Below are 24,810 nucleotides of genomic sequence, written 5' to 3'. Positions count from 1 at the left end.
AAAATCGGGTTTTCGCCTGAAAAATCAAGGGGCTACCCGCAATTGCCCGCCCCGCTTGGAGCTTGGCGCTGCGGCTTATGCGCTACACGAGCTGCCGACGGCGGCTGATTTCGCCCACCAGCCAGCGCATGCGCTCCTTGTCGTCATCGCCGGCATGGCCGGCTTCCATCTTCCGCTGCAACATCTCCAGCTCGCGCTTAAGTGGCTCGGCCAGCATCTTTTGTACGGCGGTATCGAATTCGGAAATGGCCGGCTCCAGCTCGATGTCATCCTGGAGCACGGCGGTGCGCAGCCCGGCAAAAGCTTCGGCATACGGCGTCTGTCCCAGACGCTCGACAAAGGCTCCGAAGTGCACTTCCGGACCCACGGCGTCGCATTCTGCCAGCAGCCCCGCCAATACCTCACCTTGGGGCAATTGGGGCGCAGTCAACTGGGTGCGGGCATCAGCGTCGAGCCGTGCGGCCAGTGCGGGATAGCGCATCAGGAGGCGCAGCACCTTCTGCTCCAGCGCAGTGGGTGCAGTGCGCGCCACGCGGGGTCGCTTCTGCGTCATGCGGCCTGCTTGGGCCGGGTCGCTGCGAAGGCCACATAGCGCCTCGATGTCGGCGGGCGTGGTGCCGGTCATGTCGGCCAGGCCACGCACGATCTGCAGGCGCAGGCCGCCGGCGGGCATGGCGCTCAGCAGCGGCTTGGCTTCATATTGGGCGCGAGCACGACCCTCGGGTTGACGCAGGTCGAGGTCTTCGGTCACGGCCTGCAGCAGGAAGCGCGACAGCGGCATGGCGTTGTGCACTTCACGGGCAAAGGCTTCGGTGCCCTCTTCGCGCACGAAACTGTCCGGATCGTGCTCGGAGGGCAAAAAGAGGAACTTGATCGTCTTGTTGTCGGTGGCGTGCGGCAGGCAGGCTTCGAGCGCACGGCGTGCAGCCCGGCGCCCCGCGCTGTCCCCGTCAAACGAGAAGATGACGGTATCGACCTGCCGCAACAGCTTCTGCACGTGGATCGGCGTACAAGCCGTGCCCAGCGTCGCCACTGCATTGGCAAACCCGAGCTGCGCCAGCGCGACCACGTCCATGTAGCCTTCCACGACCAGCACATAGTCGAACTCGCGGATGGCGTTGCGCGCCTCGAACAGGCCGTACAGCTCGGTTCCCTTGCTGAACAGCGGCGTTTCGGGAGAGTTGAGATATTTCGGTTCGCCCTGCCCCAGCACCCGGCCACCGAAGCCGATCACCACACCCTTGGTATTGCGGATGGGGAACATGATGCGATCGCGAAAGCGGTCGTACCGGCGGTGCGAGCCATCGGCGCTGGTCTTTTCGCTTTCGATGACGAGCCCGGCCTCAATGAGCGGTGCAGCGGTGGCGTCTTCGCGATACGGACCGAACACGGCTTCGAGCGATTGCCAGTCGTCCGGCGCATAGCCGAGGCCAAAGTGCGCGGCAATCTCGCCGGTCAGGCCGCGGCCTTTGAGGTATTGGATGGCGTTGGGGGCGCCGCGCAATTGCTTGCGGTAGTGATCGCAGGCGCGCGCCATGACGTCGCCGAGTGCGACCGTCTTGGCTTGCTGTTCGGCACGCGCGGCAGGCGGCAATCCACCGCGTTCTTCGGGCACAACCATGCCGACGGACTGCGCGAGGTCCTTGATGGCCTCGACGTACGACTGCCCGGAAAACTCCATCAGGAAGCCGATGGCCGAGCCGTGCGCGCCGCAGCCGAAGCAGTGATAGAACTGCTTGGTGGGCGACACCGAGAACGACGGCGACTTCTCGTTATGGAAGGGGCACAGCCCCATGAAGTTGGCGCCGCCCTTCTTCAACTGAACGTAGCGGCCCACCACGTCGACGATATCGACGCGGTTGAGCAGGTCGTCAATGAACGGCTGCGGGATCACGCGGGGTGCGCCCCTTGGATGCTGCGAGTGTGGAAGGGATTCAGGCGCCAGCCAGAGCGGCCTTTACGCGTGCCGAGACTTGCGTCATGTCGGCGCGGCCGGCCAGGGCCGGCTTGAGGATGCCCATCACCTTGCCCATGTCTTGCGGGCCAGCGGCACCCGCCTTGGCCACGGCGTCACGCACCGCGGCGTCGACTTCGGCTTCCGACAGTTGTGCGGGCATATAGACCTGTAGCACGGCCACCTCTGCCGCTTCCTTGGCGACGAGATCGTCACGGCCCGCTTGCTCGAATGCGGTGATGGAATCCTTGCGCTGCTTGAGCATCTTGTCGATCACGGCCAGCACGGCGGCGTCATCCAGTTCAATGCGCTCATCCACCTCGCGCTGCTTGATGGCAGCCTGCAACAGGCGGATCGTGCCCAGACGATCTGTTTCCTTGGCACGCATGGCGGCCTTCATGTCTTCCGTGATCTGTGCCTTGAGGGACAACTGCGACATTCCGAACTCCGATAAACGGCAAAACCCGCTTGGACAGTGGGCCCAGCGGGTTGCAAACTTTGAAAAATGGATCACTGATCGTAGCACAGAACCCAAACAGTTCCAGGACCGATCCGTGGGGGATCAGCGGGCGGAGGCAGCCTCGCCTGCCGCCACGGCAGACGCCCACGCCCACTGGAAGTTGTAGCCGCCAAGCCAGCCCGTCACGTCGACCACCTCGCCGATGAAGTACAGGCCCGGCGCAGATTGCGCCTCCATGGTGGCCGATGACAGCGCGCGCGTGTCGACCCCGCCGCGCGTCACTTCAGCCTTGCGATAGCCCTCACTGCCGGAAGGCGTCAGCTCCCAGCGGTTGAGCGCGCCGCCCAGCACGCGCAGCACCTTGTCCGGCAACTCGGCAATCGGCGCCTGCGGGTTGGCACCGTGCGTGGCGCACCACGCCTGCGCGACGCGTTCCGGCAAGCGCTGCGCCAGCACCGTCCCGAGCTGTTTGCGTGATCCCGACTTCTCATCGCACAGCCACTGCGCGGCGTCTGCATCCGGCAGCAGATCGATGACAAGCGGCTGACCCGAATTCCAGAAGCTGGAGATCTGTAGCACGGCCGGCCCCGACAGCCCCCGATGGGTGAGCAGCAAGTCTTCGCGGAACGTCGTGGCGCCGCCCTTCCGACCGCCCTTGCCCGAGGGCTGCGCAACGGTCACGTCCACTTCCATCGACACGCCGGACAGCGCCGAGAACGGCGCCCAATGCTCGGCATGGAAGGTGAGCGGCACCAGTGCCGGATGCGTCTCCACGATCTTCAACCCGAACTGCCGCGCAATGCGATACCCGAAATCCGTCGCGCCGATCTTGGGGATGGACAGGCCACCCGTGGCGATCACCACCTTGTTGGCGACGATCTCACCTGCGCTGGTCGACAGGCGATAGGCCTCGCCGTCCTTGCCAACTTCAGCGATCGAGCAGCCGGTTCGCCAGATCACGTCGCCCCGCTCACATTCCGTTTCGAGCATGCGGATGATGTCTTCGGCGCTGTCGTCGCAGAAAAGCTGGCCCTTGTGCTTCTCGTGATACGGAATGCGGTAGCTGGAAACGAGGCTGATGAAGTCTTGGGCCGTGTACCGCGCCAGCGCCGAGCGGCTGAAATGCGGGTTGTTCGACAGGTAGTTGGCTGGCCCTGCGTTGACGTTGGTGAAGTTGCAGCGCCCGCCGCCGGAGATCCGAATCTTCTCCGCCAGCTTCGTCGCGTGATCGATCAGCACAACGCGGGCGCCGCGCTGCCCGGCCACAGCCGCGCACATCATTCCGGCCGCGCCTGCGCCGATCACCGCTACATCGCACCGCATCATGATGGCTGCGCCGCCCTATTCTTGAAGAAACCGCGCATTTTAACTTGTGCTATCTTCGGCGGCCTTTCCATTGCAATTCCTCACTCCCGCTTGCCATGCTGGTCCTCGGCATCGAATCCTCCTGTGACGAAACCGGCGTCGCCCTATACGACACGGCAGTTGGCCTGCGCGCCCATGCGCTGTATTCGCAGATCGCCATGCACCGCGAATACGGCGGTGTGGTGCCCGAGCTGGCCTCGCGCGATCACATCCGCCGCGTGATTCCGCTGCTGGAAGAGGTGCTCGGCAAGGCCGGCGCCACACGCGCGGACATCGACGCCATTGCCTATACAAAAGGGCCAGGACTTGCCGGCGCGCTGCTGGTGGGCGCTTCCGTGGCGAATGCGCTGGCGTTTGCGCTCGGCAAACCGCTGGTAGGCGTGCATCACCTGGAGGGGCATCTGCTTTCGCCCCTGCTGGAGGCAGAGCGGCCCGAGTTTCCGTTCCTGGCGCTGCTCGTCTCGGGCGGGCATACGCAGTTGATGCGCGTCGATGCCGTCGGCCAGTACACGCTGCTCGGCGAGACACTCGACGATGCCGCCGGCGAAGCCTTCGACAAGACCGCCAAGCTGCTCGGCCTCGGCTACCCGGGCGGCCCTGCCGTTTCGCGGCTGGCCGAGTTCGGTAACCCGGGCGTGTTCGATCTGCCCCGCCCGATGCTGCATTCCGGCAATTTCGATTTCTCATTCGCCGGCCTCAAGACCGCGGTGCTGACCCAGGTGCGCAAGCTCAACCTTACCGATAGCGAAACCTGTTACCAGCCACGCGCGGATCTTGCCCGTGCGTTTGTCGACGCCATCGTCGAAGTGCTCGTCAAGAAAACGCTGCGCGCCGCACGCGAGCATGGCCTCAAGCGTATCGTCGTGGCCGGTGGCGTGGGCGCCAATCGCCAATTGCGCGAAGGGCTGAACACCGAGGGCAAAAAACGTGGCCTGCGCGTTTATTACCCCGACCTGCAGTTCTGCACCGACAACGGCGCGATGATCGCCTTTGCCGGCGCGATGCGGCTGCAGGCTGACCCCGCCCAAGTGCAGGACGGCTACGGCTACGGTGTCACGCCCCGCTGGGACCTCGAAGACATCCGCATCCACCAGGCATGAAAAAAGCCGCTCAACCGAGCGGCTTTTTCTTGGGGCGGCGCGTCGATTACTTATCGGTGCGCTTGTCGCGCTCGATCAGAGCATAGGCGCTGTGGTTGTGAATCGACTCGAAGTTTTCCGCTTCCAGCGTGTAGGCGACGATGCGGTCGTCCTGGTTCAGGCGCATGGCGATATCGCGCACCAGGTCTTCCACGAACTTCGGGTTTTCGTACGCACGCTCGGTCACGAACTTCTCGTCCGGGCGCTTGAGCAGGCCCCACAGTTCGCACGAGGCCTCTTCTTCGGCCATGCGGATCAGCGATTCAACCGGCGTATCGGCTGCCAGCTCGGCATCGATCGTGATGTGCGAGCGCTGATTGTGCGCGCCGTACTGCGAGATCTTCTTCGAGCACGGGCACAGGCTCGTCACGGGCACCAGCGCCTTGACGCGGACCTTGGTGTGGCCATCGCGCACTTCGCCGATCATCGTCACCTCATAGTCCATCAGCGATTGCACGCCCGACACCGGAGCGGTCTTGCTGACGAAATACGGGAAGTGGACTTCGATACGGCCGGCGTCGGCTTCGAGCTTCTCCAGCATCTTTTCCAGCAGCAACTGGAACTGCGCCAGATTCAACGGCTCGCGCTCCTCTTCGAGCAGCGCGACGAAGCGCGACATGTGCGTGCCCTTCTGGTCGGCCGGAAGATGCACATCGAGGTTGTACGTGCCAACGGTGTTCTGCACGCCCGAGGGGGTCTGCAGCGACATCGGGTAACGCACGCCGCGCACGCCAACGCGCTGAATAGGAATCTGACGGGTATCGTGGCTGGACTGCACGTCCGGCATCGCGAAAGCCGGGTTCATATCGTTCATGATCGGTTTCCTTTACGGTCGCCCGGCCATCGCAGTCGGCCGGTACGCAACGAGTGTGAAACCGCGGAACCTGGCTGACGGTGACCACCCCTCAAGTGATCGAATCGGCCCATCCCGCGACTGCGCACACAATTCACAAATAAGACTGGCGGAGTGTAAAAGAAATTTCCCACCTCTGCAGTCAACTACTCATACCCGCGGATGCAATACGGGTGATTGATTCTGCCTATGGCCCGAAGCCACAGGTGACTCAGGCGACGCGCGGGGCTGCAGCGCGCGGCTGTACGGCAAACCGCTCGCGGATGGAGGCGAGGATGCCGTTGGCATCGAGCCCGCATTGCGCCAGCAGCGCAGCGTGATCGCCGTGATCGACAAAGCGGTCGGGCAGACCGAGCTGCAGCACCGGCGTTGCGACACCAGCGGCAGCCAGAGCTTCCAAACAAGCGCTGCCGGCACCGCCCATCACGCAGCCTTCCTCGACCGTGACCACGTAATCGTGCGTGCGAGCCATTTCCAGCACGCAGGCCACGTCGAGCGGCTTGACGAAGCGCATGTTGACGACGGTCGCGTCCAAACGCTCAGCCGCTGCCGAAGCCGGGGCAACCATCGAACCAAACGCCAGAATCGCGACGCGCTGACCTGCTGGCGCTGTGGACGCGCGACGCACTTCGGCCTTACCCACCGGCAGCGGCTCCAGCGTCGGCTGCACCGCGACGCCCGTGCCGGCTCCACGTGGATAGCGCACCGCTGTCGGGCAATCCTGCGCGAACGCGGTACTCAGCAGCTGGCGGCATTCGTTCTCGTCGGCCGGCGTCATCACCATCATGTTGGGGATGCAGCGCAGGTAGGCAATGTCGTAGGCACCGGCGTGCGTGGCGCCGTCCGCACCGACCAGACCCGCACGGTCCAGCGCGAACACCACCGGCAGGTTCTGCAGCGCCACGTCATGAATCAGCTGGTCATAGCCGCGCTGCAGGAACGTCGAATAGATGGCGACGACCGGCTTCAGCCCCTCGCACGCCAAGCCGCCCGCGAAGGTGACGGCGTGCTGCTCGGCGATGCCGACGTCGTAATAGCGATCCGGAAAGCGCTGCTCGAACTCCACCATCCCGGAGCCTTCGCGCATGGCCGGCGTGATACCCACCAGCCGCTTGTCGGCCGCCGCCATATCGCACAGCCATTGGCCGAACACCTGCGTGTACGTGACCTTTGCTGGGCGCCCAGAAGGTTTGATGCCCTCTTGCGGATTGAACTTGCCCGGGCCGTGATAAAGGATCGGATCAGCCTCGGCCAGCTTGTAACCCTGGCCCTTCTTGGTGACGACGTGGAGGAACTGCGGGCCACCGCCTTCGCGCGCGCGCTGGCGGATGTTCAGCAGCGTCGGCACGAGCGATTCGAGATCATGTCCGTCGATCGGGCCGATGTAGTTGAAGCCGAACTCTTCGAACATCGTGGCCGGCACGAACATGCCTTTGGTGTGTTCTTCGAAGCGCTTGGCAAACTCGAGCACCGGCGGCGCCACCGACAGCAGCTTCTCGACGCCTTTCTTGGTGGCCGCGTAGAACTGCCCGCTCATGAGGCGCGCCAGATAGCGGTTCAACGCCCCCACCGGCGGCGAGATCGACATGTCGTTGTCGTTCAGCACGACCACCAGCGGCAGGTCTTTATAGACGCCCGCGTTGTTCATCGCCTCGAAGGCCATGCCGGCGCTCATCGCGCCGTCGCCGATCACGGCAATGGCGACGCGGTCTTCACCGTTGGTCTTGGCGCCCAGGGCCATCCCCAGGGCAGCCGAAATCGACGTGGACGAGTGCGCGGTACCGAACGTGTCGTACGGGCTCTCGCTGCGGCGCGGGAAGCCGGAGATGCCGTCCAACTGGCGCAGCGAACCCATCTGGTCACGGCGGCCCGTCAGGATCTTGTGCGGATAGCTTTGGTGGCCGACGTCCCACACGATGCGGTCTTCCGGCGTGTTGAAGACGTAATGCAGCGCGATGGTCAGTTCGACCGTACCCAGGTTCGACGACAGGTGGCCACCCGTCTGAGAGACGGAATCGAGCACAAAAGCGCGCAGCTCGTTGGCCAGCGGCCCGAGTTGGCGGCGGTCCAGTCGGCGCAGGTCGGCCGGATCGTCGATGGTGTTCAGAAGTTCGTACGTCATGTGGGACCGCCGCTCAGGCGTTTTGGCAAAGACTTCTACCGTCTATGCAATGTTGTTCAGTGGCCACGCCGCACGATCAGGTCGGCCATGTCGACCAATCGATCTGTACGGGCTTTGCCCAGTTCGCGGGCAAGTCGCGCGACCGCCGCACCCGCTGCGGCGTGCAGTTCGTCCGCCAGTGCCCTGGCCTTGTCCAGCCCGAGGATCGACACGTAAGTAGGCTTGTCGTTGGCCTCATCCTTGCCGGCGGTTTTGCCCAGCGTTGCAGTATCAGCCGTCACGTCGAGGATGTCGTCGACCACTTGGAACGCGAGTCCGACAGCACCCGCATAAGTATCGACATGCTCCAAGGCAGCGGCATTCACGTCAGCACAGAGCGCGCCCATGCGCAGACTGGCCCGCAGCAACGCACCGGTCTTCATGCGGTGCATCGCTTCCAATGCTTCCTGAGACAGCGCAATGCCGACGCTTTCCAGATCGATCGCCTGGCCGCCCGCCATGCCGAGCGAACCGGAAGCGCGCGCCAATTCAGCCACCAACACTGCACGCGTCGCCGGATTCACCGCGCCCAACTCAGCCAGCACGATGAACGCCTGCGTCTGCAAGGCGTCACCTACCAGCAGTGCCGTCGCTTCATCATAGGCGCGATGCACGGTGGGGCGGCCGCGGCGCAAGTCGTCGTCGTCCATGCACGGCATGTCGTCATGGACCAGTGAATAGGCGTGGATCATCTCCACCGCGCAGCTCACGCCGTCGAGCGCCTCACCCGAGGCGTCACCCAGCGCACCGGCGGCGTGCGCCAGCAATGGGCGCACACGCTTGCCCGCACCCAGCGTGGCATAGCGCATCGCGGCATGCAGACGTTGTGGCAAGACGGTATCGGCAGGCAGCGCGCGCTCGAGCGCGCTTTCCGTCCGCGTGACGACGGACGCCATCCACTGGGCGAAATCACTCATGCGTCGCCCTGCTCGTTCGCGTTGGAGTCGTCGCCCAGCGGTTTCAGAGCATCGCCGTCCAGCACGCGCACTTGCTGCTCGACGCGTTCCAGCACTTGCTGGCAGTACTTGACCAACTCAGCCCCGCGTCGATACGCCGCAAGCGAGGCCTCCAGCGGCAATTCACCTGATTCCATGCTGGCGACGAGGGTTTCGAGTTCCGCCATGGCCGCTTCATAGGAAGCCGGCGTGGCAGAGGGAGTGGCGGACGCGCTGCTGGAGGCGTCGTTTGAGGCACGGGGCATGCCGGTTGCGGTCAGAAAAGGACAATCTGGCATTTTACGGCAATTCCGCGTGCGTTCTGCGCACATCCCGCAAGCTGTCGGGTAGCGGTGCGCGGCCGCCGGGCCGGGCGTCATCCGCTCGGAGGCCCCATGGAAGGCGGCGGAAAGGGTTCGAAAATCAGGGACTTATCAATTCCCCTGGGGTACAATCCCCCCCTTTCCTCCAAAGGCCGGGCCGGCTTACGCCGCTCCGCACGATGGTTTGGGTCTGTTGGCCCATTGAACGTATGGTCGTTGGCCCAAGCGGGGGCCAGCAAGCGCTCGTTTCCTACCTCAACAGACCCTAGGCCACCTGCCGATGGCGTCCTTTCCCAAATCGATCTTGTCGATGGTTGGGTTGTTCACTGCTTTCACCGTTATTGGGAGTGGGGATAATGTCCAATCTCAGCGCCGCACTGAATCTAGTGCCGTCTGAAACCCAGTTGCCCGTCTCTGCTTACTTCGACGAGGCGCTGTATCAAACTGAAATCGAACGTCTGTTCAAACATGGTCCCGGTTACGTCGGCCATGAGCTGATGGTCGCGGAAGTTGGCGACTATCACACGCTTGCTGCCGAGGCCGAAGGCCGCGTGCTGGTGCGCAATCCGAACGGCGTCGAACTGCTCTCCAATGTGTGCCGACACCGGCAGGCAATCATGCTCAATGGGCGCGGCAATGCCCAGAACATCGTCTGCCCGCTGCATCGCTGGACATACGACCTGCAGGGCGACCTGCTGGGCGCACCGCACTTCGAAAAGCAGCCATGCGTGCATCTGTCGCGCTCGCCGCTGCAGAACTGGAATGGTCTGCTGTTCGAGGGCAAGCGCGACGTGCGCGAAGACCTCGCCCGCCTAGGCGTGGCGCGCGATCTCGATTTCTCCGGCTACATGCTCGACCACGTCGAGGTGCACGACTGCAACTACAACTGGAAGACGTTCATCGAGGTGTACCTCGAGGACTACCACGTCGTGCCCTTCCACCCCGGCCTCGGCCAGTTCGTCTCCTGTGACGACCTGGAATGGGAGTTTGGCGAGTGGCACAGCGTGCAGACGGTTGGCATTCACGCCAATTTGCGCAAACCCGGCACGCCGGCTTACCAGAAGTGGCATGACGCCGTGCTCCGCTTCAACAACGGCGAGATGCCGAAGTACGGTGCGGTGTGGCTCACGTACTACCCGAACGTGATGGTCGAGTGGTATCCGAACGTGCTGGTAGTCTCCACACTGCATCCGCTCAGCCCGACCAAGACACGCAACGTGGTCGAGTTCTACTATCCGGAAGAAATCGTGCTGTTTGAGCGCGAATTCGTTGAAGCCGAGCGCGCCGCCTACATGGAAACGTGCATCGAGGACGACGAAATTGCCGAGCGCATGGATGCCGGGCGCCTCGCCTTACTCAAGCGCGGCACGAGCGAAGTCGGGCCGTACCAGTCGCCCATGGAAGACGGCATGCAGCACTTCCACGAGTGGTATCGACGCGTGATGGACTACTAAGCGACGGCTGAAGGTAGGCATCCGCCGCCTTCCGCGTCACAATAGGAACGGTGCAGCCCTCACAGGCCGCACCGTTTTTTTTGCCCTCGCCCCTCCCTCTCCATGCCCGCCGATACTGCAACCGCTGCTCAGACTGCCGCCCAGACGGCCGACAGCTCTTCCCGCCAATCGCTGTGGATGATCCTCGCTGCCTTTGCCTTCTCGGCGATGGGCGTCTGCGTAAAACTGGCCTCGGCGCATTACAGCACCGGCGAGATCGTGTTCTACCGCAGCGTGATCGGCATGACGCTGATGGGCGCCATCCTGGCCAAGACCGGCGCGGGCATCCGCACGCCCTACCTCATGGCGCACATCAAGCGCAGCGTGTTCGGGGTGACGTCTCTCCTGCTGTGGTTCACGTCGATCAGCCTGCTGCCGCTGGCGACCGCCATGACGCTGAACTACATGTCACCGGTGTGGATTGCGCTGATCATCGGCGCGGGTGCTGCAATGGCCGGCAAGGCAGCGGGTGCCGACAAGAAGATGGTGGCGGCGATCCTGATGTCGTTTGTCGGCGTGCTGTGCCTGCTGCAGCCCAGCGTGGGTAGCGGGCCATCTCAGCTGGCTGGAGGCATGGTCGGGCTGGTCTCCGGCGTGTTCACCGCCCTCGCCTATGTGGAGGTCCGCCAACTGGGCGACCTGGGCGAGAACGAGGCACGTATCGTGTTCTATTTTTCTTTGGTGAGCGCAATTGCCGGCGGCGTCTGGATGCTGATCGGCGGCGCGCAGCCGCATACGTGGCACAGCGCTGGCCTGTTGCTGGCGGTCGGGCTTCTGGCCACGCTGGGCCAGACCGCCATGACGCGCGCCTACAAGCGGGGTAACACGCTACTGACTGCTAACCTGCAATACACCGGCATCGTCTTTGCGAGCGGGTGGGGTATGTTGCTGTGGAATGACCACCTGAACGCGCTGTCGTGGGCGGGCATGGCGCTCATTATCGGCAGCGGCATCGTGACTACCGTCATGCGCGCCCGTCAGTCGGGCACCGAGCATCCGACGCCGCAGACAGCCGTGTCCGGCCCGGAAGCCGAGATTCACCCAGAAGTTTGATCGACCCTGGAGATTGCCGCCATGAGCGAACACGCTCACTACGCCACCCTCATCACCGCACCGCAACTGGCCGCATTGCAGCAGAGCGCGCCCGATGCGGTGGTCGTCATTGACTGCAGTTTTGACCTTGCCAACCCTGCCGCTGGGCGCGATGCGTATCACGCCAGCCATGTGCCCGGCGCGTTCTACATGCATCTCGACAACGAGCTATCGGGCCCGAAAACCGGCACGAACGGCCGCCACCCGCTGCCCGATGCAGAGGCCTTGATCGCACGCCTGCAGGCACTGGGCGTCAACGACGACACGCAAGTCGTCGCGTATGACCGGCAGGGCAGCATGTATGCCGCGCGCCTGTGGTGGCTGCTGCGCTGGGTCGGCCATGCCGATGCGGCCGTGCTCGATGGCGGCCTGCAGGCGTGGGAAGCCGCGCACTTCCCCGTCGAACAGGTCGTGCCCGAAGAACCGCAGCTCAACGCCACGCCCGGCAACATCACGCGCAAGCCTTCGCTTGTGCAGATGGTGACTGCGGATATCGTGCAGAAATACCTGGGCCACGCCGACAAGCCCGTCGTCGATGCCCGCGCCCCCGACCGCTACCGTGGCGAGAACGAAACGCTCGATCCCGTTGGCGGCCACATCCCAGGCGCGCGCAACCGGTTCTTCCGCGACAACCTGCAGGCTGACGGCACTTTCAAGCCTGCGAAACAGTTGCGCGCCGAGTTTGATGGCGTGCTGGCCGGTGCCCGACCGCAAGACGCGACGCTGCAATGTGGCTCTGGCGTAACCGCCTGCCACAACGCATTGGCCATGGAGATCGCCGGCCTGACGGGCGCCGCGCTCTACGCCGGCTCATGGAGCGAGTGGTGCAGCGACCCATCGCGCCCCGTGGCGACGGGGCCGAATCCGTAATCCGCGAATCTGACGCACAGCAAAAAGCCCGGCATCGACCGGGCTTTTTTCTTGAAGCGGATGCGGCGCCTCAGTGGGCGTGACCGTGCAAACCTTCGGTCAGCAAAAAGATCATCGCGATGCCCGCTGCAATCAACGCGACCTGCACCGCCGATTCCTGCCAGCGCGGCCGGCGCTTCATCTGCGGCATCAGATCGCACACGGCGATGTAGATGAAGCTGCTCGACGCCACCACCAGCACGTACGGAATCCACGACGTCAGGCGGTCCAGCAGGTAATAGCCGAGCACCGCGCCCACCAGCGCACAAACACTGCAGAGCAGGTTGTAGACAAAGGCTCGGGTCTTGGAGAACCCGGCGTTGAGCAGCACCATAAAGTCGCCAATCTCTTGCGGAATCTCGTGAGCGGCAATCGCCAGCGCAGTGACGATGCCAACCTTGGTGTCCGCCAGGAACGCCGCGGCAATGACGATGCCGTCCGAGAAGTTATGCAGGCCGTCACCCACAAGGATCATCAGGCCGCTACGGCCCGCTTCCTGTCGGTCATGGCCGTGGTGATGGCCATGACCGTCGCCCTCGTGGTGGTGCGAATGGCGGATCAGCGAGATCTTTTCCAGCAGGAAGAAACCCAGCAACCCGGCCAGCAACGTGGCGAACAGCGCATGCGTATTGGGCTCGATGCCGCGATGCGCTTCGAACGCCTCCGGCAATGAATGCAGCAGTGACGTGGCCAGCAGCACGCCCACAGAGAAACTGACCATCCGATCGACCATGCGCGACAGCACCGTCAATGACAGCACGGCGGCGCCTGCCATGCTGCCGATGCCGGACAGCGCGGTGGCGAGAAGGATGCCTAACAAGGTGGTATCGAAGGTCATGCGGAGGTGACGCAGCGGAGGCCGATAAACGCAACAGAGTTGCAAGAAGGGCGAATTGTATGCCGCTTTATCAACCTTTGCCAGTGCAGGCAAAAAGAAAAGGCCCGAGGTCGTGACTGGGGCCTTTTGTGTTCCACGCGTTGAGGCGCTACACCACGCCGTGGTCTTTGAACCAAGCGAGGCACTTCTTCCAGCCGTCTTCTGCGTCAGCCTTCACATAGCTCGGGCGGTAATCGGCGTGAAACGCGTGACCGGAATTCGGGTACACGATGATGCGCGATGCGTGCGCCTTGGGGTTCTTGGATTTCTCCAACGCGGTTTTCATCGTGTCGCGCACGTCCTCCGTAATCACGGTGTCCTTCGCGCCGTAGAGGCCCAGCACGGGCGCCTTCAGTTCTTCAACCTTGTCGATTGGCGAAACCGGTTGCAAGGGATTCGGATTGCCTTTCAGTGGCCCGTACCACGCCACTGCAGCCTTGATGCTGGGATTGCGCTCCGCAGCCAGCCAGACCTGACGCCCGCCCCAGCAGAAACCGGTGATGCCAATGCGCGCCGCATCTCCGCCGTTCTCCTTGGCCCACGCGATCGTGGCGTCGATATCGCCCGCCACCTGGGAATCCGGCACCTTGGAGACCACGTTGGCGACGGTTTCCTGAACCGTGCCGTAAGCACGCGGATCGCCCTGGCGCACAAACAACTCAGGCGCGATCGCCAGATACCCGAGCTTGGCAAAGCGCCGGCAGATATCGGCAATGTATTCGTGTACGCCAAAGATCTCGCTGACGACGATCACCACCGGCAGCTTCGTCTTGCCCTCCGGCTGGGCGCGATAGGCCGGCATCTTGAAATCGCCCACGGGCACCGTCACCTCGCCAGCCGTCAGCCCATTGAAATCGGTATGGATGGTCTGCGCCGACACCGGTAGCACCGCCGCCGCAAAGGCCGAGCCCAGTGCCGTCTTCATGAAGCCGCGACGGTCAAAGCTGCGGCAGGGTACCAGGCTCTCCACTTCTGCATCAAGCTGCATCGAACTCTCCTCGCGCCCACGGGCGGTTACGGTGAACGAAGCGGCTAGTCTACCGAAGCGGATGCATTGCTGCCGAGCCAGGCGTCCGGCGCAAGTACGAGGAACCGCCTAGTGCAGCTTGACCCGCGGATTCGTCTTGCTGCGCAGCCAGTGCATGACCGTATCCACCGACATGCGCACCCAACCGTGCAGTGCCAGAACGTGCATGCGATACAGCGACGTGTACATCAGCCGCGCCATCAGACCTTCGATGAACATCGATCCGCCGATCAGCCCGCCCATCAGGCTGCCGACCGCGCTGAAATGGCCGAGCGACACCAGCGAACCGAGATCCTTGAACGCAAACGGCTGGACCGGCTTGCCATCCATGCGCTTGCGCAACGCGTCAAACAGATAAGTGGCCTGCTGATGCGCGGCCTGCGCACGCGGCGGCACGCTGGTCGACGCCTCGGGCCACGGGCAGCTTGCGCAATCGCCAAAGGCGTAGACCGAATCGTCGCCTTCCACCTGCAGCGTGCGCGAGACGACAATCTGACCCAGCTTGTTCACCGGCAGCCCCAACTCGCCCAGCACCGACGGTGCACGGATGCCTGCAGCCCACACGGTCAGATCCGCCGGAATGGACTTGCCGCTGGCCGTGTTGACGGCGCTGGCGGTGACTTCCGTCACACGTTCGCTGGTGATGACGTCCACGTCGAGCTTGTGCAGCAGCTCGGTGGTTGCTGCCGAAATGCGCTCCTTGAGCACCGGCAAAATGCGCGGGCCGCCCTCGATCAAATGGATGCGGATGTCGTGGCGCGGGTCCAGCTTGTGCAGGCCATAAGCGGCCAACACGTGGGCGGTGTTGCGCAACTCTGCCGACAGTTCCACGCCCGTGGCACCCGCACCGACGATGGCGATGTCCACCTGCGGACGCGCATCGCCCATACCGTTCTGTGCGCGCATACACGCTGCGATGAGCCTGCGGCGGAAGCGCTCGGCTTGCCATGCGGTGTCGAGGGCGATGGCGTGCTCGGCCGTGCCCGGCACGCCGAAGAAATGCGTCACGCTACCGATGGACAGCACCAGCGTGTCGTACGCAATTGCGCGCTCGGGCAGCACCTCGGTGCCGTCGGCGTCAACGCATCCGGAAACAATGATGGATTTGGCGACGCGATCGAGGCCCTTCAGCTCGCCCTGCTGGAATTCGAAGCCGTGCCAGCGCGCCTGCGCCGCATATTCGAGCTGATGCGTGTTTGGATCCATGCTGCCGGCGGCGACTTCATGCAGCAGCGGTTTCCAGATGTGTGTGGGGTTACGGTCGACCAGAATCACCTGGGCTGCGCCGCGCTTGCCGAGCTTATCGCCCAGCCGCGTTGCGAGTTCCAACCCGCCAGCGCCCCCGCCGACCACCACAATGCGCGGCCCGTTCGCCTCGCCTGCGCCATCCGTCTGCCCTGCCATGTGCCTCTCCTGGAGCCGTTGAATCTTTTCGATCACGTGATCTGTCAGGTGCAGTCTGCTGCAACGCAAAATTCACCGCAACCCCGCACGCATGGATATGGCGAATCATGACAGCCGCATGCCAAGGCCATCCGCAGGCTGCCTCGGCAGGCAACTGGGCGCCGTTCCTTGCTTTGCGGGGTGGCGCTCTGCGGCAAGCGATTGCGTTAGTGGGCTTCTTCCCAGTTGGCGCCTACACCAACTTCGGCCACCAGAGGCACGCGCAGCGTTGCGACGCTGCACATCAGCTCCGGCAGGCGCTCGCGCACCACGGCCAGTTCGTCCTGCGGAACTTCCAGCACCAGTTCATCGTGTACCTGCATGACCAGGCGCGAGCGCATCGCTTCGGCTTCGAGCCAGCCTTGCACAGCCAGCATCGACAGCTTGATCAGGTCAGCCGCCGTGCCTTGCATCGGCGCGTTAATGGCGGCGCGCTCGGCAGCCTGACGGCGCGGGCCGTTGCCGCCATTGATGTCGGGCAGCCACAGGCGACGGCCAAAGACGGTCTCCACATAGCCTTGCTCGCGCGCGCTCTGGCGGGTTTCGTCCATGTAGCTCGCGGCGCCGGGGTAGCGTGCGAAGTAGCGATCGATATAGAGCTTGGCGGCATCACGCCCAATGCCCAGATTGCTGGCCAGCCCGAACGCGCTCATGCCATAGATCAGACCAAAGTTGATGACCTTCGCCACGCGGCGCTGGTCGGGTGAGACCTCCAGCGGCGTCACGTTGAACACTTCGGCGGCTGTTGCGCGGTGCACGTCCTGGCCTTCACGGAATGCACGCATCAGCCCTTCGTCCTGCGACAGATGCGCCATGATGCGCAGTTCGATCTGCGAATAGTCGGCCGACACGATCACGCTGCCCGCCGGCGCGATGAACGCTTCGCGGATGCGCCGCCCTTCTTCCGTGCGCACCGGAATGTTCTGCAGGTTCGGATCGGTCGAGGCCAGACGCCCCGTCACCGCCGTCGCCTGACCGTAGGTGGTGTGGACGCGGCCAGTGCGCGGGTTGACCATCTTCGGCAGCTTGTCGGTGTAGGTCGACTTGAGCTTGGCCAGGCCCCGGTAATCGAGCAGCAGCTTCGGCAGCGGGTAGTCTTCGGCCAGCTTCTGCAGCACTTCTTCGTCGGTCGACGGCGCACCACTCGCGGTCTTCTTGATGATCGGCAACTTCATCTGGTTGAAGAAGATGTCGCCGATCTGCTTGGGTGAGCCGAGATTGAACGGCTGCCCCGCAAGCTTGTGCGCCTCGGCTTCCAGATCGATCAGACGCAGGCCCAGCTCGTTGCTCTGCTTGGCTAGGCGGTCCGCATCGATCAGCACGCCGTTGCGTTCCATCTTCTGCAGCACGATGGACGTCGGCATTTCGATCTGCTCGTAGACGTAGCGCAGCTTGTCATCTTCGGCCACCTTCGGGAACAGCGTGCGATGCAGACGCAGCGTGATATCGGCGTCCTCCGCCGCGTATTCGGTCGCGCGATCGAGCGGCACCTCGTCAAAGCCGATCTGCGACGCACCCTTGCCGCACACGGCTTCGTAGGTGATCGTCTTCAAGTGCAGCACGCGCTCAGCCAGTGCGTCCATGCCGTGATTGCGGTGGGATTCGAGCACGTACGATTCGAGCATCGTGTCGTGCTCGATGCCGCGCAGCGCGATGCCGTGGTTGGCAAACACATGCGCGTCGTACTTCAGATGCTGGCCGACCTTCTTGCGCGATTCATCTTCAAGCCACAACTTCATGCGCGCGAGCACGGTGTCCCTTGAGAGCTGCGCCGCTGCATCAAACCCGGCCACATCGGGGCCCCGATGCGCCACCGGAATGTAGCAAGCCTCGCCCGGCTTGACCGACAGCGAAATGCCAACCAATTGCGCAAGCATCGGGTCGATGGACGTCGTCTCGGTATCGATGCAGACGAGGTCCACTTCATCCAGGCGCTGCATCCATGATTCGAGCTGCGCTTCGGTCGTCACCGTCTCATACTTGATCTCGTCGGGCGGCGCTTCCACGTCGAACAGGTTGGCCTGGGCTTGCAGTTGCGCAGCCTCGCCGGCGTAATTCTTCACTGGCGTCGCGGCCTTGCGCGCGGCGCCCACGCTGCGCGTGTCGGGCAACGCTTCCCCGGAAGCCTCGCGCAGCCATGTCTTGAAGCCGTAGCGCGAGAAGAAATCGACGAGCTTGGATTTGTCTTCGCCGCCGTCGATCAGCGCATCGAATGTCGGCACTTCTTTGCTGAGGTCGCAGTCGAGCTTCACGGTCAGCAGTTCGCGGCCCTTGGGTAGCCACTCAAGCGTGTTGCGCAGGTTGTCGCCCACCACGCCTTTGATCTCGCCTGCACGCGCGATGACGTTGTCGAGCGAGCCGAATTCGGTGAGCCATTTCACCGCGGTTTTCGGGCCGACCTTCGGCACCCCCGGCACGTTGTCCACGGTGTCGCCAATCAGCGAAAGATAGTCGACGATGCGTTCGGGCGGCACACCAAACTTGGCTTGCACGCCTGCCGGATCAAGCGTTTCATTGGTCATGGTGTTGACCAGCGTGACGTGGTCATTCACCAGTTGGGCGAGGTCCTTATCACCCGTTGAGACGATGGTCCGAACGCCTTCGCGAGCAGCCCGTTCAGCCAGGGTGCCGATCACATCGTCGGCCTCGACACCCTCGATCACCAGAATGGGCCAGCCCAATGCCCGCACGGCTTCGTGGATCGGTTCGATCTGCGCGCGCAGGTCGTCGGGCATGGGCGCGCGGTGCTCCTTATAGGCCGGATAGAGGTCGTCGCGAAAGGTCTTGCCTTTGGCGTCGAAAATGCAAGCGCTATACTTGGCCGGGTAGTCGTTGCGCAGTTTGCGCAGCATGTTCACGATGCCGTAGATGGCCCCCGTAGGAAACCCTTCTCCGTTTCGCAAGTCGGGCAGTGCGTGATAGGCACGGTACAGATAACTCGAGCCATCGACGAGCAACAGCGTTTCTTGACTTTCCGACATTCCCATGGACTCTAAAGTGACTGGAACGCCAAAAGGCGTTTCCGATAATGGCGCTTCTGCTGAAGACGGCGTGGCAAAGCAGGCTGCTAGTGCTTCCGCGACGGAGGTTTCGGCGGCTGAACTGACCGGAGTGAGCCCCTCGCGCCAGGCCACCACGGCCGACATGGACGTCAACGTGACGGTGGGCGTCGAACACGAGCCCAAAGCTGACGCGGCACACGGCCGTACCGATCGCAAGATGATCCCCAGCCTGCGGGCACTCGCCGACGAAGAACGCGCCACCGCAAAGAAAGCGCGCGCCTCCTGGCAGATGTTCACGATTATGGCAGAGTTCATCGAGGCGACGGAGTACCTTTCAGAGATCCGTCCGGCCGTCTCGATCTACGGCAGCGCGCGCCTGCGCGAGGATTCGCCGTACTACGAACGCACCATTGAAATCGCCCGGTTATTCTCTGATGCGGGCTTCGCCGTCATCTCCGGCGGAGGCCCCGGCATCATGGAAGCGGCCAACAAGGGGGCGCACGCCGGCAAGTCGGCCAGCGTCGGCCTGAACATCGAACTGCCACACGAACAGCAAGGCAATCGATACCAGGACATCTCGATGCGCTTCCGCCATTTCTTCACGCGTAAGGTCACCTTCGTGAAGAACTCGGATGCGTTCATCGTCATGCCCGGCGGTTTCGGCACGCTCGATGAACTGGCTGAAGTGCTCACGCTCGTCCAGACGGGCAAGTCGCGCAGTGTGCCGGTGGTCATGTTCGGCAGCCATTTCTGGAAGGGCCTGCTGGATTGGTTCCGCTTTACGCTGCTGCCGATGGGCCTGATTGCCGAGCACGACCTGGACATCATGCGCATCGTCGACGAACCCAAGGACGCGCTCGACGCCGTCTACGAGTTCTACGAAAAGCGCGAAGGCACCTCGCCGATTCCGCCCAAGGAAGAAATGTTCTATCTGTAATCTCGGGTGTGGCATTTGGCGCCACGCGAACGGACGATGGCGGGAGGCTGGACTGCTAGAATGTAGGGTCCCAGATCACCCGCCGGAGTCCATGATGGATTCGCTGCTTCACCCGTCCGCCCCCGTCCACTCCGGTTTTGCCAATGCCGCGCGCCTGATGCGCCACGCTGGGCTGCTGGCAGGCGCCGTTTTCTGCCTCGCCCTGCCCGCGCATGCCGAAGTGACATCCGACAGCGCCGGACTGGACCTGCCCGACGTCAAGGCGATCAACAATCAGCCGATTTCCAAGCCGACCCACGGCGCGATCCACAACGAGCGCGTCAAGCCCAGCTTCGACTACCGCGACAACGACGGTACGCAGGTCGAGGAATACCGCTTCCAGAAGGGCCAGGCGCCGGACATCCATGTCAAGTCGGGCATGGGCACGTCCTACAACCTGAGCAAGCCGGAAGACAGCTCGCCGCGTATCCGCGAGCGTGGCGATATCGACCGTGTTCCCTCGGTCAACGTCCTGAAGTTCTAAGCCTGTGCCGCAACCGCGGCGCCTGCAGACCGGCCCCTCGGTGGGCTGGCCCGCTTTCCCTCCACCCGTTTCCCGTTCCTGAAGCATGGCTGTTTTCACCCCGGTCTCCGACGCAGAGATCGCTCTCTGGCTGGATCAATACGATGTGGGCGCCGTGCGCGCATTTCGCGGCATCCCGTCCGGGATCGAAAACTCCAACTTCTTCCTGACCACGGAGAAGGATGGGCAGACGCACGAATACGTCGTCACCTTGTTCGAGCGCCTGACGCTCGAGCAACTGCCGTTCTACCTGTACCTGATGCAGCATCTGGCGCAACACGACATCAGCGTGCCGGCGCCAATTCCGGGACGCGACGGCGAGATTCTGCGCACGCTCAACGGCAAGCCGGCGACCATCGTGACGCGTCTGGCGGGTCGCTCAAACCTAGCGCCCACGGTGTCGGAATGTGGCATCGTCGGCGACATGCTCGCGCGCATGCATCTAGCGGGGCGTGACTATCCACGCCATCAACCTAACCTGCGCAGCCTGCCATGGTGGAACGAAGTCGTGCCCGACGTCGTGCCCTTCGTGCACGGCGACACACGCGCGCTGCTGGAAAACGAACTCGCGCACCAGCAACGCTTCTTCGCCAGCGCCGACTACGCCGCGCTGCCCGAAGGCCCGTGCCATTGCGACCTCTTCCGCGACAACGTGCTGTTCGAGCCGGCCACCGAAGGTCTGCCGGAACGCCTGGGCGGCTTCTTCGACTTTTACTTTGCCGGCGACGACAAATGGCTCTTCGACGTGGCCGTCACCGTGAACGACTGGTGCATCGACCTGGCCACGGGCGCGCTGGATGCCGAGCGGGCACGGGCCATGCTCCACGCCTATCACACCGTGCGTCCGTTCACAGACGCCGAATCGCGGCACTGGCAAGACATGCTGCGTGCAGCAGCCTATCGTTTCTGGGTCTCGCGCCTGTGGGATTTCTATCTGCCGCGCGACGCCGAACTGCTCAAGCCGCATGACCCCACCCACTTCGAGCGCGTGCTCCGTGAACGGGTTGGCGCGGGCGCCCTGACTCTGGATCTTCCCCAACCATGCAACTGATTGAAGTACCGGCCAAGCAAGGCTACGTCTGGCTGCGCCAGGGTGCGTGGCTGTTTCGCAAGAACCCGATTGGTTTCCTGCTGCTGCTGTTCATCTATCTGTTCGCGGTCAACCTGCTAATGCTGCTGGTGCCGCCGATTGGCGTGTTCGCCATCCTGCTGGTGAATCCGGCCATCTTCGTGGGCTTCATGTCGGCCTGCCGCGATACGGTAGCGGGCAAGCGCGTCGGCCCGGCCTCGCTCATCGCGGGTTTCCGTGCCTACGGCAAGGACGCAATGCGCAGCCTGCTCAAGCTCGGCGGCATCTATGGCGCGCTGGTACTGGTGGTCAGCGGCGTGCTGATGACGATGGTGGACGTTGATACGCTCATGACCGTGGTCAGCGACAAGCCGCTCACGACTGAGGCCATCCGCGAGTTCTACCTTGCCATGGTGATGGGCTCAGTGCTGTACATCCCAGTGGCAGTGCTGTTCTGGTTTGCGCCGTTGCTGGTGGCATGGCACGGCGTCCCGGTGGGCAAGGCGCTGTTCTTCAGCTGGATGGTCGTGTGGCGCAACCGGGCGGCCTTCATCGTGTATGGCGTGCTGGTCGCAATCCTGCTGATCGCCGTGCCGCTTTTCATCGATGCGCTGTTCGCGTCGAGCGGCGCCAACAACATCGCCCCGATCATCGCCACGCCGTACCGGATTCTGGTGATGGCGGTGCTGTACTGCTCGTTCTACGCCACGTACCGCGGCTGCTTCAACGTGACGCAAGCCGCCGGCCAGACGACTGACACGGCGGCCTGATCGGCCCGATGGCCCGATCGCCGCTCAGTTGATCGGGTCGAGCTTGGCGATACCCAACGCCAGCGTCTTCACCCCGTGGCGGTTGAACTTGATCTGGGCGCGCGCCTCGGCGCCCTCGCCTTCCAGCGTCGTGATGACGCCTTCCCCGAACTTGTTGTGGAACACCGACTGGCCCACGCGGAAGCCCGTGGCCTCTGCGCGCTTGGCATCGGCGTAGTTCTTGCCGGTGTCCATGCCGCCGGTCGGGCGGCCAGTGTAGGCGTGATCATCACCGCGCTCGGGGCGCTTGAACCAGTCCTTGCCCCAGGCGGAATCGCCTTGCACACGGCGCGTTGCCTGATAGCCCGAGTGCTGCGGCGTCAGCCACTTCAGCGTCTCTTCGGGCAGTTCATCAAAGAAGCGCGAGCGAATGTGGTAGCGGATCTGGCCGTGGAGCACGCGGCTTTGCGCAAACGACAGATACAGCCGTTCGCGCGCACGGGTGATCGCCACATACATCAGGCGGCGCTCTTCCTCCAGGCCGTCTTTCTCCATCTGGCTGTTTTCGTGCGGAAACAGGCCCTCTTCCAGCCCGGTGATGAAGACGACGTGGAATTCCAGCCCCTTGGCCGCATGCACGGTCATCATCTGCACGGCATCCTGGCCGGCCTGTGCCTGGTTGTCGCCTGCTTCCAGCGAGGCGTGCGTAAGAAACGCGACCAGCGGCGTCATCTCCGCGGGTGTCTCGTCGGTCACGAGCTCAGAGACGGTATCGATCTCGCCGCCTTCGATGCGCAGCATGGCGTCGTGGCGCACAGGCAGCGCGGTTGCAATCGCGTCGACGCCGTAGCCCTCTTCGGCAACGAAGGCTTGGGCAGCGGTTACCAGTTCCTGCAAGTTCTCGATGCGGTCCTGGCCTTCCTTCTCGCCCTGGTAATGCGTGATCAGGCCGCTGGCGTGAATGACGTGCTGGACGATTTCGGGCAGCGTCATCTGGCGCGTGTCGGCACGCATCTGTTCGATCAGGCGCACAAACGCCGACAACTTGGTGCCCGCCGCGCCCGTGAGATACGGCACCGCCGCCGCGAGCGAAATGCCGTACAGCCGCGCCGCATCCTGCAGTTGCTCCAGTGAACGCGCTCCCACGCCACGCGCCGGGAAATTCACCACGCGGCCAAACGCCGCGTCATTGTCGGGATTCTCAAGAAGCTGGAGATACGCCAGCGCGTGCTTGATTTCCGCGCGCTCGAAGAAGCGCAGGCCACCGTACACCTTGTAGGCGATGCCGGCCGAGAACAGCGCGTGCTCGATCACCCGCGACTGCGCGTTGCTGCGATACAGGATGGCGATTTCCGAGCGCGACATGCCGGTGGCAATGCGGTCGCGGACCTCATCGACGATCCAACCGGCCTCCTGCCCGTCCGTCGCGGCCTGGTAGACACGCACCGGCTCGCCATGGCCGGCATCGGTACGCAGGTTCTTGCCCAGCCGACGCGTGTTGTGCGAAATCAGGTGATTGGCAGTATCGAGGATGTGGCCGTGCGAACGATAGTTCTGCTCCAGCTTGATCCGGTGCTCGACGCGGAATTCGCGTTCAAAGTCGACCATATTGCCAACGTTGGCACCACGAAACGCGTAGATGCTCTGATCATCGTCGCCCACGGCAAAGATGGCGTTGGGCGTGACGCCAGGCTCGCCGAGGCCGGCCAGAATCTTCAGCCAGGCGTATTGCAGCTTGTTCGTATCCTGGAACTCATCAACCAGGATGTGCTTGAAGCGCCGTTGGTAGTGCGCGCGGATAGCGTCGTTGTAGCGCAGCAGTTCGTAGCACCGCAGGAGCAGTTCGGCAAAATCGACCACGCCTTCGCGCTGGCATTGCGCGTCGTAAGCGGCGTAGAGGTCGGCCATGCGGCGGTCGTACTCGTTGGCGATTTCCAGATCGCCCGCGCGCAGGCCCTGCTCCTTGGCGCCGTTGATGAAGTATTGGACGTTCTTTGGTGGGAATTTCTCGTCGTCGATATTGAGCGACTTGAGCAGACGCTTGACGGCGGACAGCTGGTCTTGCGTATCGAGAATCTGGAACGTCTGCGGCAAGCCGGCATCGCGGAAATGCGCGCGCAGCAACCGGTTGCACAGACCGTGGAACGTGCCGATCCACATGGCGCGCGTGTTGATCGGCAGCATGGCCTGCAGGCGGGCCGTCATTTCCTTGGCCGCCTTGTTTGTAAACGTGACGGCCAGCACACCTGTCGGCGAGACCCGCGCACTCTGGATGAGCCACGCGATGCGGGTGGTCAACACGCGCGTCTTGCCGCTGCCTGCCCCCGCCAGGATCAGCGCCGATTCATCGGGAAGGGTGATGGCAGCGCGTTGTTCGGGGTTCAGATTGGCGAGCAGGTCGGACATGCGGGAGGAGCCTCGGCAGAATCCTGAAATTATACCGGCCGCATTCGCCGCTTC

At 63.4% G+C, this 24,810-nt stretch carries 20 protein-coding genes; 8 read left to right on the top strand and 12 right to left on the bottom strand.

The window, feature by feature from the left end:
• Nucleotides 1-82: 82 nt before the first annotated feature.
• The 3 genes from dnaG to BM136_RS00410 all read right to left on the bottom strand — a co-directional run bounded on the left by dnaG (nucleotide 83) and on the right by BM136_RS00410 (nucleotide 3,740).
• Entirely contained in the window at nucleotides 83-1,894 is a 1,812-nt protein-coding gene (dnaG, locus tag BM136_RS00420; RefSeq protein ID WP_092969271.1) for a DNA primase, read from the bottom strand.
• A 40-nt stretch (nucleotides 1,895-1,934) separates the two neighbouring features.
• Nucleotides 1,935-2,384 carry a GatB/YqeY domain-containing protein gene (locus BM136_RS00415; protein ID WP_024542213.1) on the bottom strand — a complete coding sequence of 150 codons (450 nt, stop codon included), beginning with the start codon at nucleotides 2,382-2,384 and terminating at the stop codon, nucleotides 1,935-1,937.
• Between the two features lie 132 nt (nucleotides 2,385-2,516).
• Nucleotides 2,517-3,740, bottom strand: a complete 1,224-nt coding sequence (locus BM136_RS00410; RefSeq protein WP_092969268.1) for a BaiN/RdsA family NAD(P)/FAD-dependent oxidoreductase — start codon at nucleotides 3,738-3,740, stop codon at nucleotides 2,517-2,519.
• A gap of 95 nt (nucleotides 3,741-3,835) precedes the next feature.
• On the opposite strand from BM136_RS00410, the gene tsaD reads away from it, so the two are divergent.
• Nucleotides 3,836-4,879 (top strand): tRNA (adenosine(37)-N6)-threonylcarbamoyltransferase complex transferase subunit TsaD, encoded by a 1,044-nt coding sequence (tsaD, locus tag BM136_RS00405; RefSeq protein WP_092969266.1) that lies wholly within the window; start codon nucleotides 3,836-3,838, stop codon nucleotides 4,877-4,879.
• A 46-nt stretch (nucleotides 4,880-4,925) separates the two neighbouring features.
• On the opposite strand, the gene folE2 is transcribed toward tsaD, so the two are convergent.
• The 4 genes from folE2 to BM136_RS00385 all read right to left on the bottom strand — a co-directional run bounded on the left by folE2 (nucleotide 4,926) and on the right by BM136_RS00385 (nucleotide 9,133).
• Nucleotides 4,926-5,732 carry a GTP cyclohydrolase FolE2 gene (gene folE2, locus BM136_RS00400; protein WP_024975157.1) on the bottom strand — a complete coding sequence of 269 codons (807 nt, stop codon included), beginning with the start codon at nucleotides 5,730-5,732 and terminating at the stop codon, nucleotides 4,926-4,928.
• Nucleotides 5,733-5,982: 250 nt separating this feature from the next.
• Complete coding sequence (dxs, locus tag BM136_RS00395; protein WP_092969263.1) at nucleotides 5,983-7,893, bottom strand: 1-deoxy-D-xylulose-5-phosphate synthase; 1,911 nt, start codon at nucleotides 7,891-7,893, stop codon at nucleotides 5,983-5,985.
• Nucleotides 7,894-7,949: 56 nt separating this feature from the next.
• The gene (locus tag BM136_RS00390; RefSeq protein ID WP_092969260.1) at nucleotides 7,950-8,849 is read right to left on the bottom strand and encodes a polyprenyl synthetase family protein; all 900 of its coding nucleotides are present in this window, start codon (nucleotides 8,847-8,849) and stop codon (nucleotides 7,950-7,952) included.
• Entirely contained in the window at nucleotides 8,846-9,133 is a 288-nt protein-coding gene (locus BM136_RS00385) for an exodeoxyribonuclease VII small subunit (protein ID WP_027680903.1), read from the bottom strand. Before BM136_RS00385 ends, BM136_RS00390 begins: the two co-directional genes overlap by 4 nt.
• A 413-nt stretch (nucleotides 9,134-9,546) precedes the next feature.
• On the opposite strand from BM136_RS00385, the gene BM136_RS00380 reads away from it, so the two are divergent.
• The 3 genes from BM136_RS00380 to BM136_RS00370 all read left to right on the top strand — a co-directional run bounded on the left by BM136_RS00380 (nucleotide 9,547) and on the right by BM136_RS00370 (nucleotide 12,645).
• Entirely contained in the window at nucleotides 9,547-10,644 is a 1,098-nt protein-coding gene (locus BM136_RS00380) for an aromatic ring-hydroxylating oxygenase subunit alpha (protein ID WP_092969257.1), read from the top strand.
• 102 nt (nucleotides 10,645-10,746) lie between these two features.
• Nucleotides 10,747-11,736, top strand: a complete 990-nt coding sequence (locus BM136_RS00375; RefSeq protein WP_092969254.1) for a DMT family transporter — start codon at nucleotides 10,747-10,749, stop codon at nucleotides 11,734-11,736.
• Nucleotides 11,737-11,757: 21 nt separating this feature from the next.
• Complete coding sequence (locus BM136_RS00370; RefSeq protein ID WP_092969251.1) at nucleotides 11,758-12,645, top strand: sulfurtransferase; 888 nt, start codon at nucleotides 11,758-11,760, stop codon at nucleotides 12,643-12,645.
• 70 nt (nucleotides 12,646-12,715) lie between these two features.
• Here the strand turns inward: BM136_RS00370 and BM136_RS00365 are convergent, their stop codons facing one another.
• The 4 genes from BM136_RS00365 to polA form a co-directional block, all read right to left on the bottom strand.
• Nucleotides 12,716-13,522 carry a ZIP family metal transporter gene (locus BM136_RS00365; protein ID WP_092969248.1) on the bottom strand — a complete coding sequence of 269 codons (807 nt, stop codon included), beginning with the start codon at nucleotides 13,520-13,522 and terminating at the stop codon, nucleotides 12,716-12,718.
• Between the two features lie 148 nt (nucleotides 13,523-13,670).
• Complete coding sequence (locus BM136_RS00360; RefSeq protein WP_092969246.1) at nucleotides 13,671-14,549, bottom strand: dienelactone hydrolase family protein; 879 nt, start codon at nucleotides 14,547-14,549, stop codon at nucleotides 13,671-13,673.
• A 108-nt stretch (nucleotides 14,550-14,657) separates the two neighbouring features.
• Complete coding sequence (locus tag BM136_RS00355) at nucleotides 14,658-15,992, bottom strand: NAD(P)/FAD-dependent oxidoreductase (protein ID WP_092969243.1); 1,335 nt, start codon at nucleotides 15,990-15,992, stop codon at nucleotides 14,658-14,660.
• A gap of 206 nt (nucleotides 15,993-16,198) precedes the next feature.
• Complete coding sequence (gene polA / locus BM136_RS00350) at nucleotides 16,199-19,012, bottom strand: DNA polymerase I (RefSeq protein ID WP_092970662.1); 2,814 nt, start codon at nucleotides 19,010-19,012, stop codon at nucleotides 16,199-16,201.
• Nucleotides 19,013-19,016: 4 nt separating this feature from the next.
• Between polA and BM136_RS00345 the strand changes: the two genes are divergently transcribed.
• The 4 genes from BM136_RS00345 to BM136_RS00330 all read left to right on the top strand — a co-directional run bounded on the left by BM136_RS00345 (nucleotide 19,017) and on the right by BM136_RS00330 (nucleotide 22,371).
• Complete coding sequence (locus BM136_RS00345; protein ID WP_092969240.1) at nucleotides 19,017-19,970, top strand: LOG family protein; 954 nt, start codon at nucleotides 19,017-19,019, stop codon at nucleotides 19,968-19,970.
• 94 nt (nucleotides 19,971-20,064) lie between these two features.
• Nucleotides 20,065-20,493 carry a hypothetical protein gene (locus BM136_RS00340; RefSeq protein ID WP_024975145.1) on the top strand — a complete coding sequence of 143 codons (429 nt, stop codon included), beginning with the start codon at nucleotides 20,065-20,067 and terminating at the stop codon, nucleotides 20,491-20,493.
• An 85-nt stretch (nucleotides 20,494-20,578) separates the two neighbouring features.
• The gene (locus BM136_RS00335) at nucleotides 20,579-21,583 is read left to right on the top strand and encodes a homoserine kinase (RefSeq protein WP_092969237.1); all 1,005 of its coding nucleotides are present in this window, start codon (nucleotides 20,579-20,581) and stop codon (nucleotides 21,581-21,583) included.
• The gene (locus tag BM136_RS00330) at nucleotides 21,574-22,371 is read left to right on the top strand and encodes a BPSS1780 family membrane protein (RefSeq protein ID WP_092969234.1); all 798 of its coding nucleotides are present in this window, start codon (nucleotides 21,574-21,576) and stop codon (nucleotides 22,369-22,371) included. Before BM136_RS00335 ends, BM136_RS00330 begins: the two co-directional genes overlap by 10 nt.
• A gap of 24 nt (nucleotides 22,372-22,395) precedes the next feature.
• Here BM136_RS00330 and BM136_RS00325 read toward each other — a convergent pair whose 3' ends face one another.
• On the bottom strand, nucleotides 22,396-24,756 hold the full coding sequence (locus tag BM136_RS00325; RefSeq protein WP_092969231.1) for a UvrD-helicase domain-containing protein: 2,361 nt from the start codon (nucleotides 24,754-24,756) through the stop codon (nucleotides 22,396-22,398).
• Nucleotides 24,757-24,810: the final 54 nt, after the last annotated feature.

The sequence above is a fragment of the Ralstonia sp. NFACC01 genome, from assembly GCF_900115545.1.
In the GTDB taxonomy this organism is placed as follows: domain Bacteria; phylum Pseudomonadota; class Gammaproteobacteria; order Burkholderiales; family Burkholderiaceae; genus Ralstonia; species Ralstonia mojiangensis.
The sequence above is the reverse complement of the archived record's forward strand: the minus strand, read 5'-3'. Positions and strand labels throughout refer to the sequence as shown.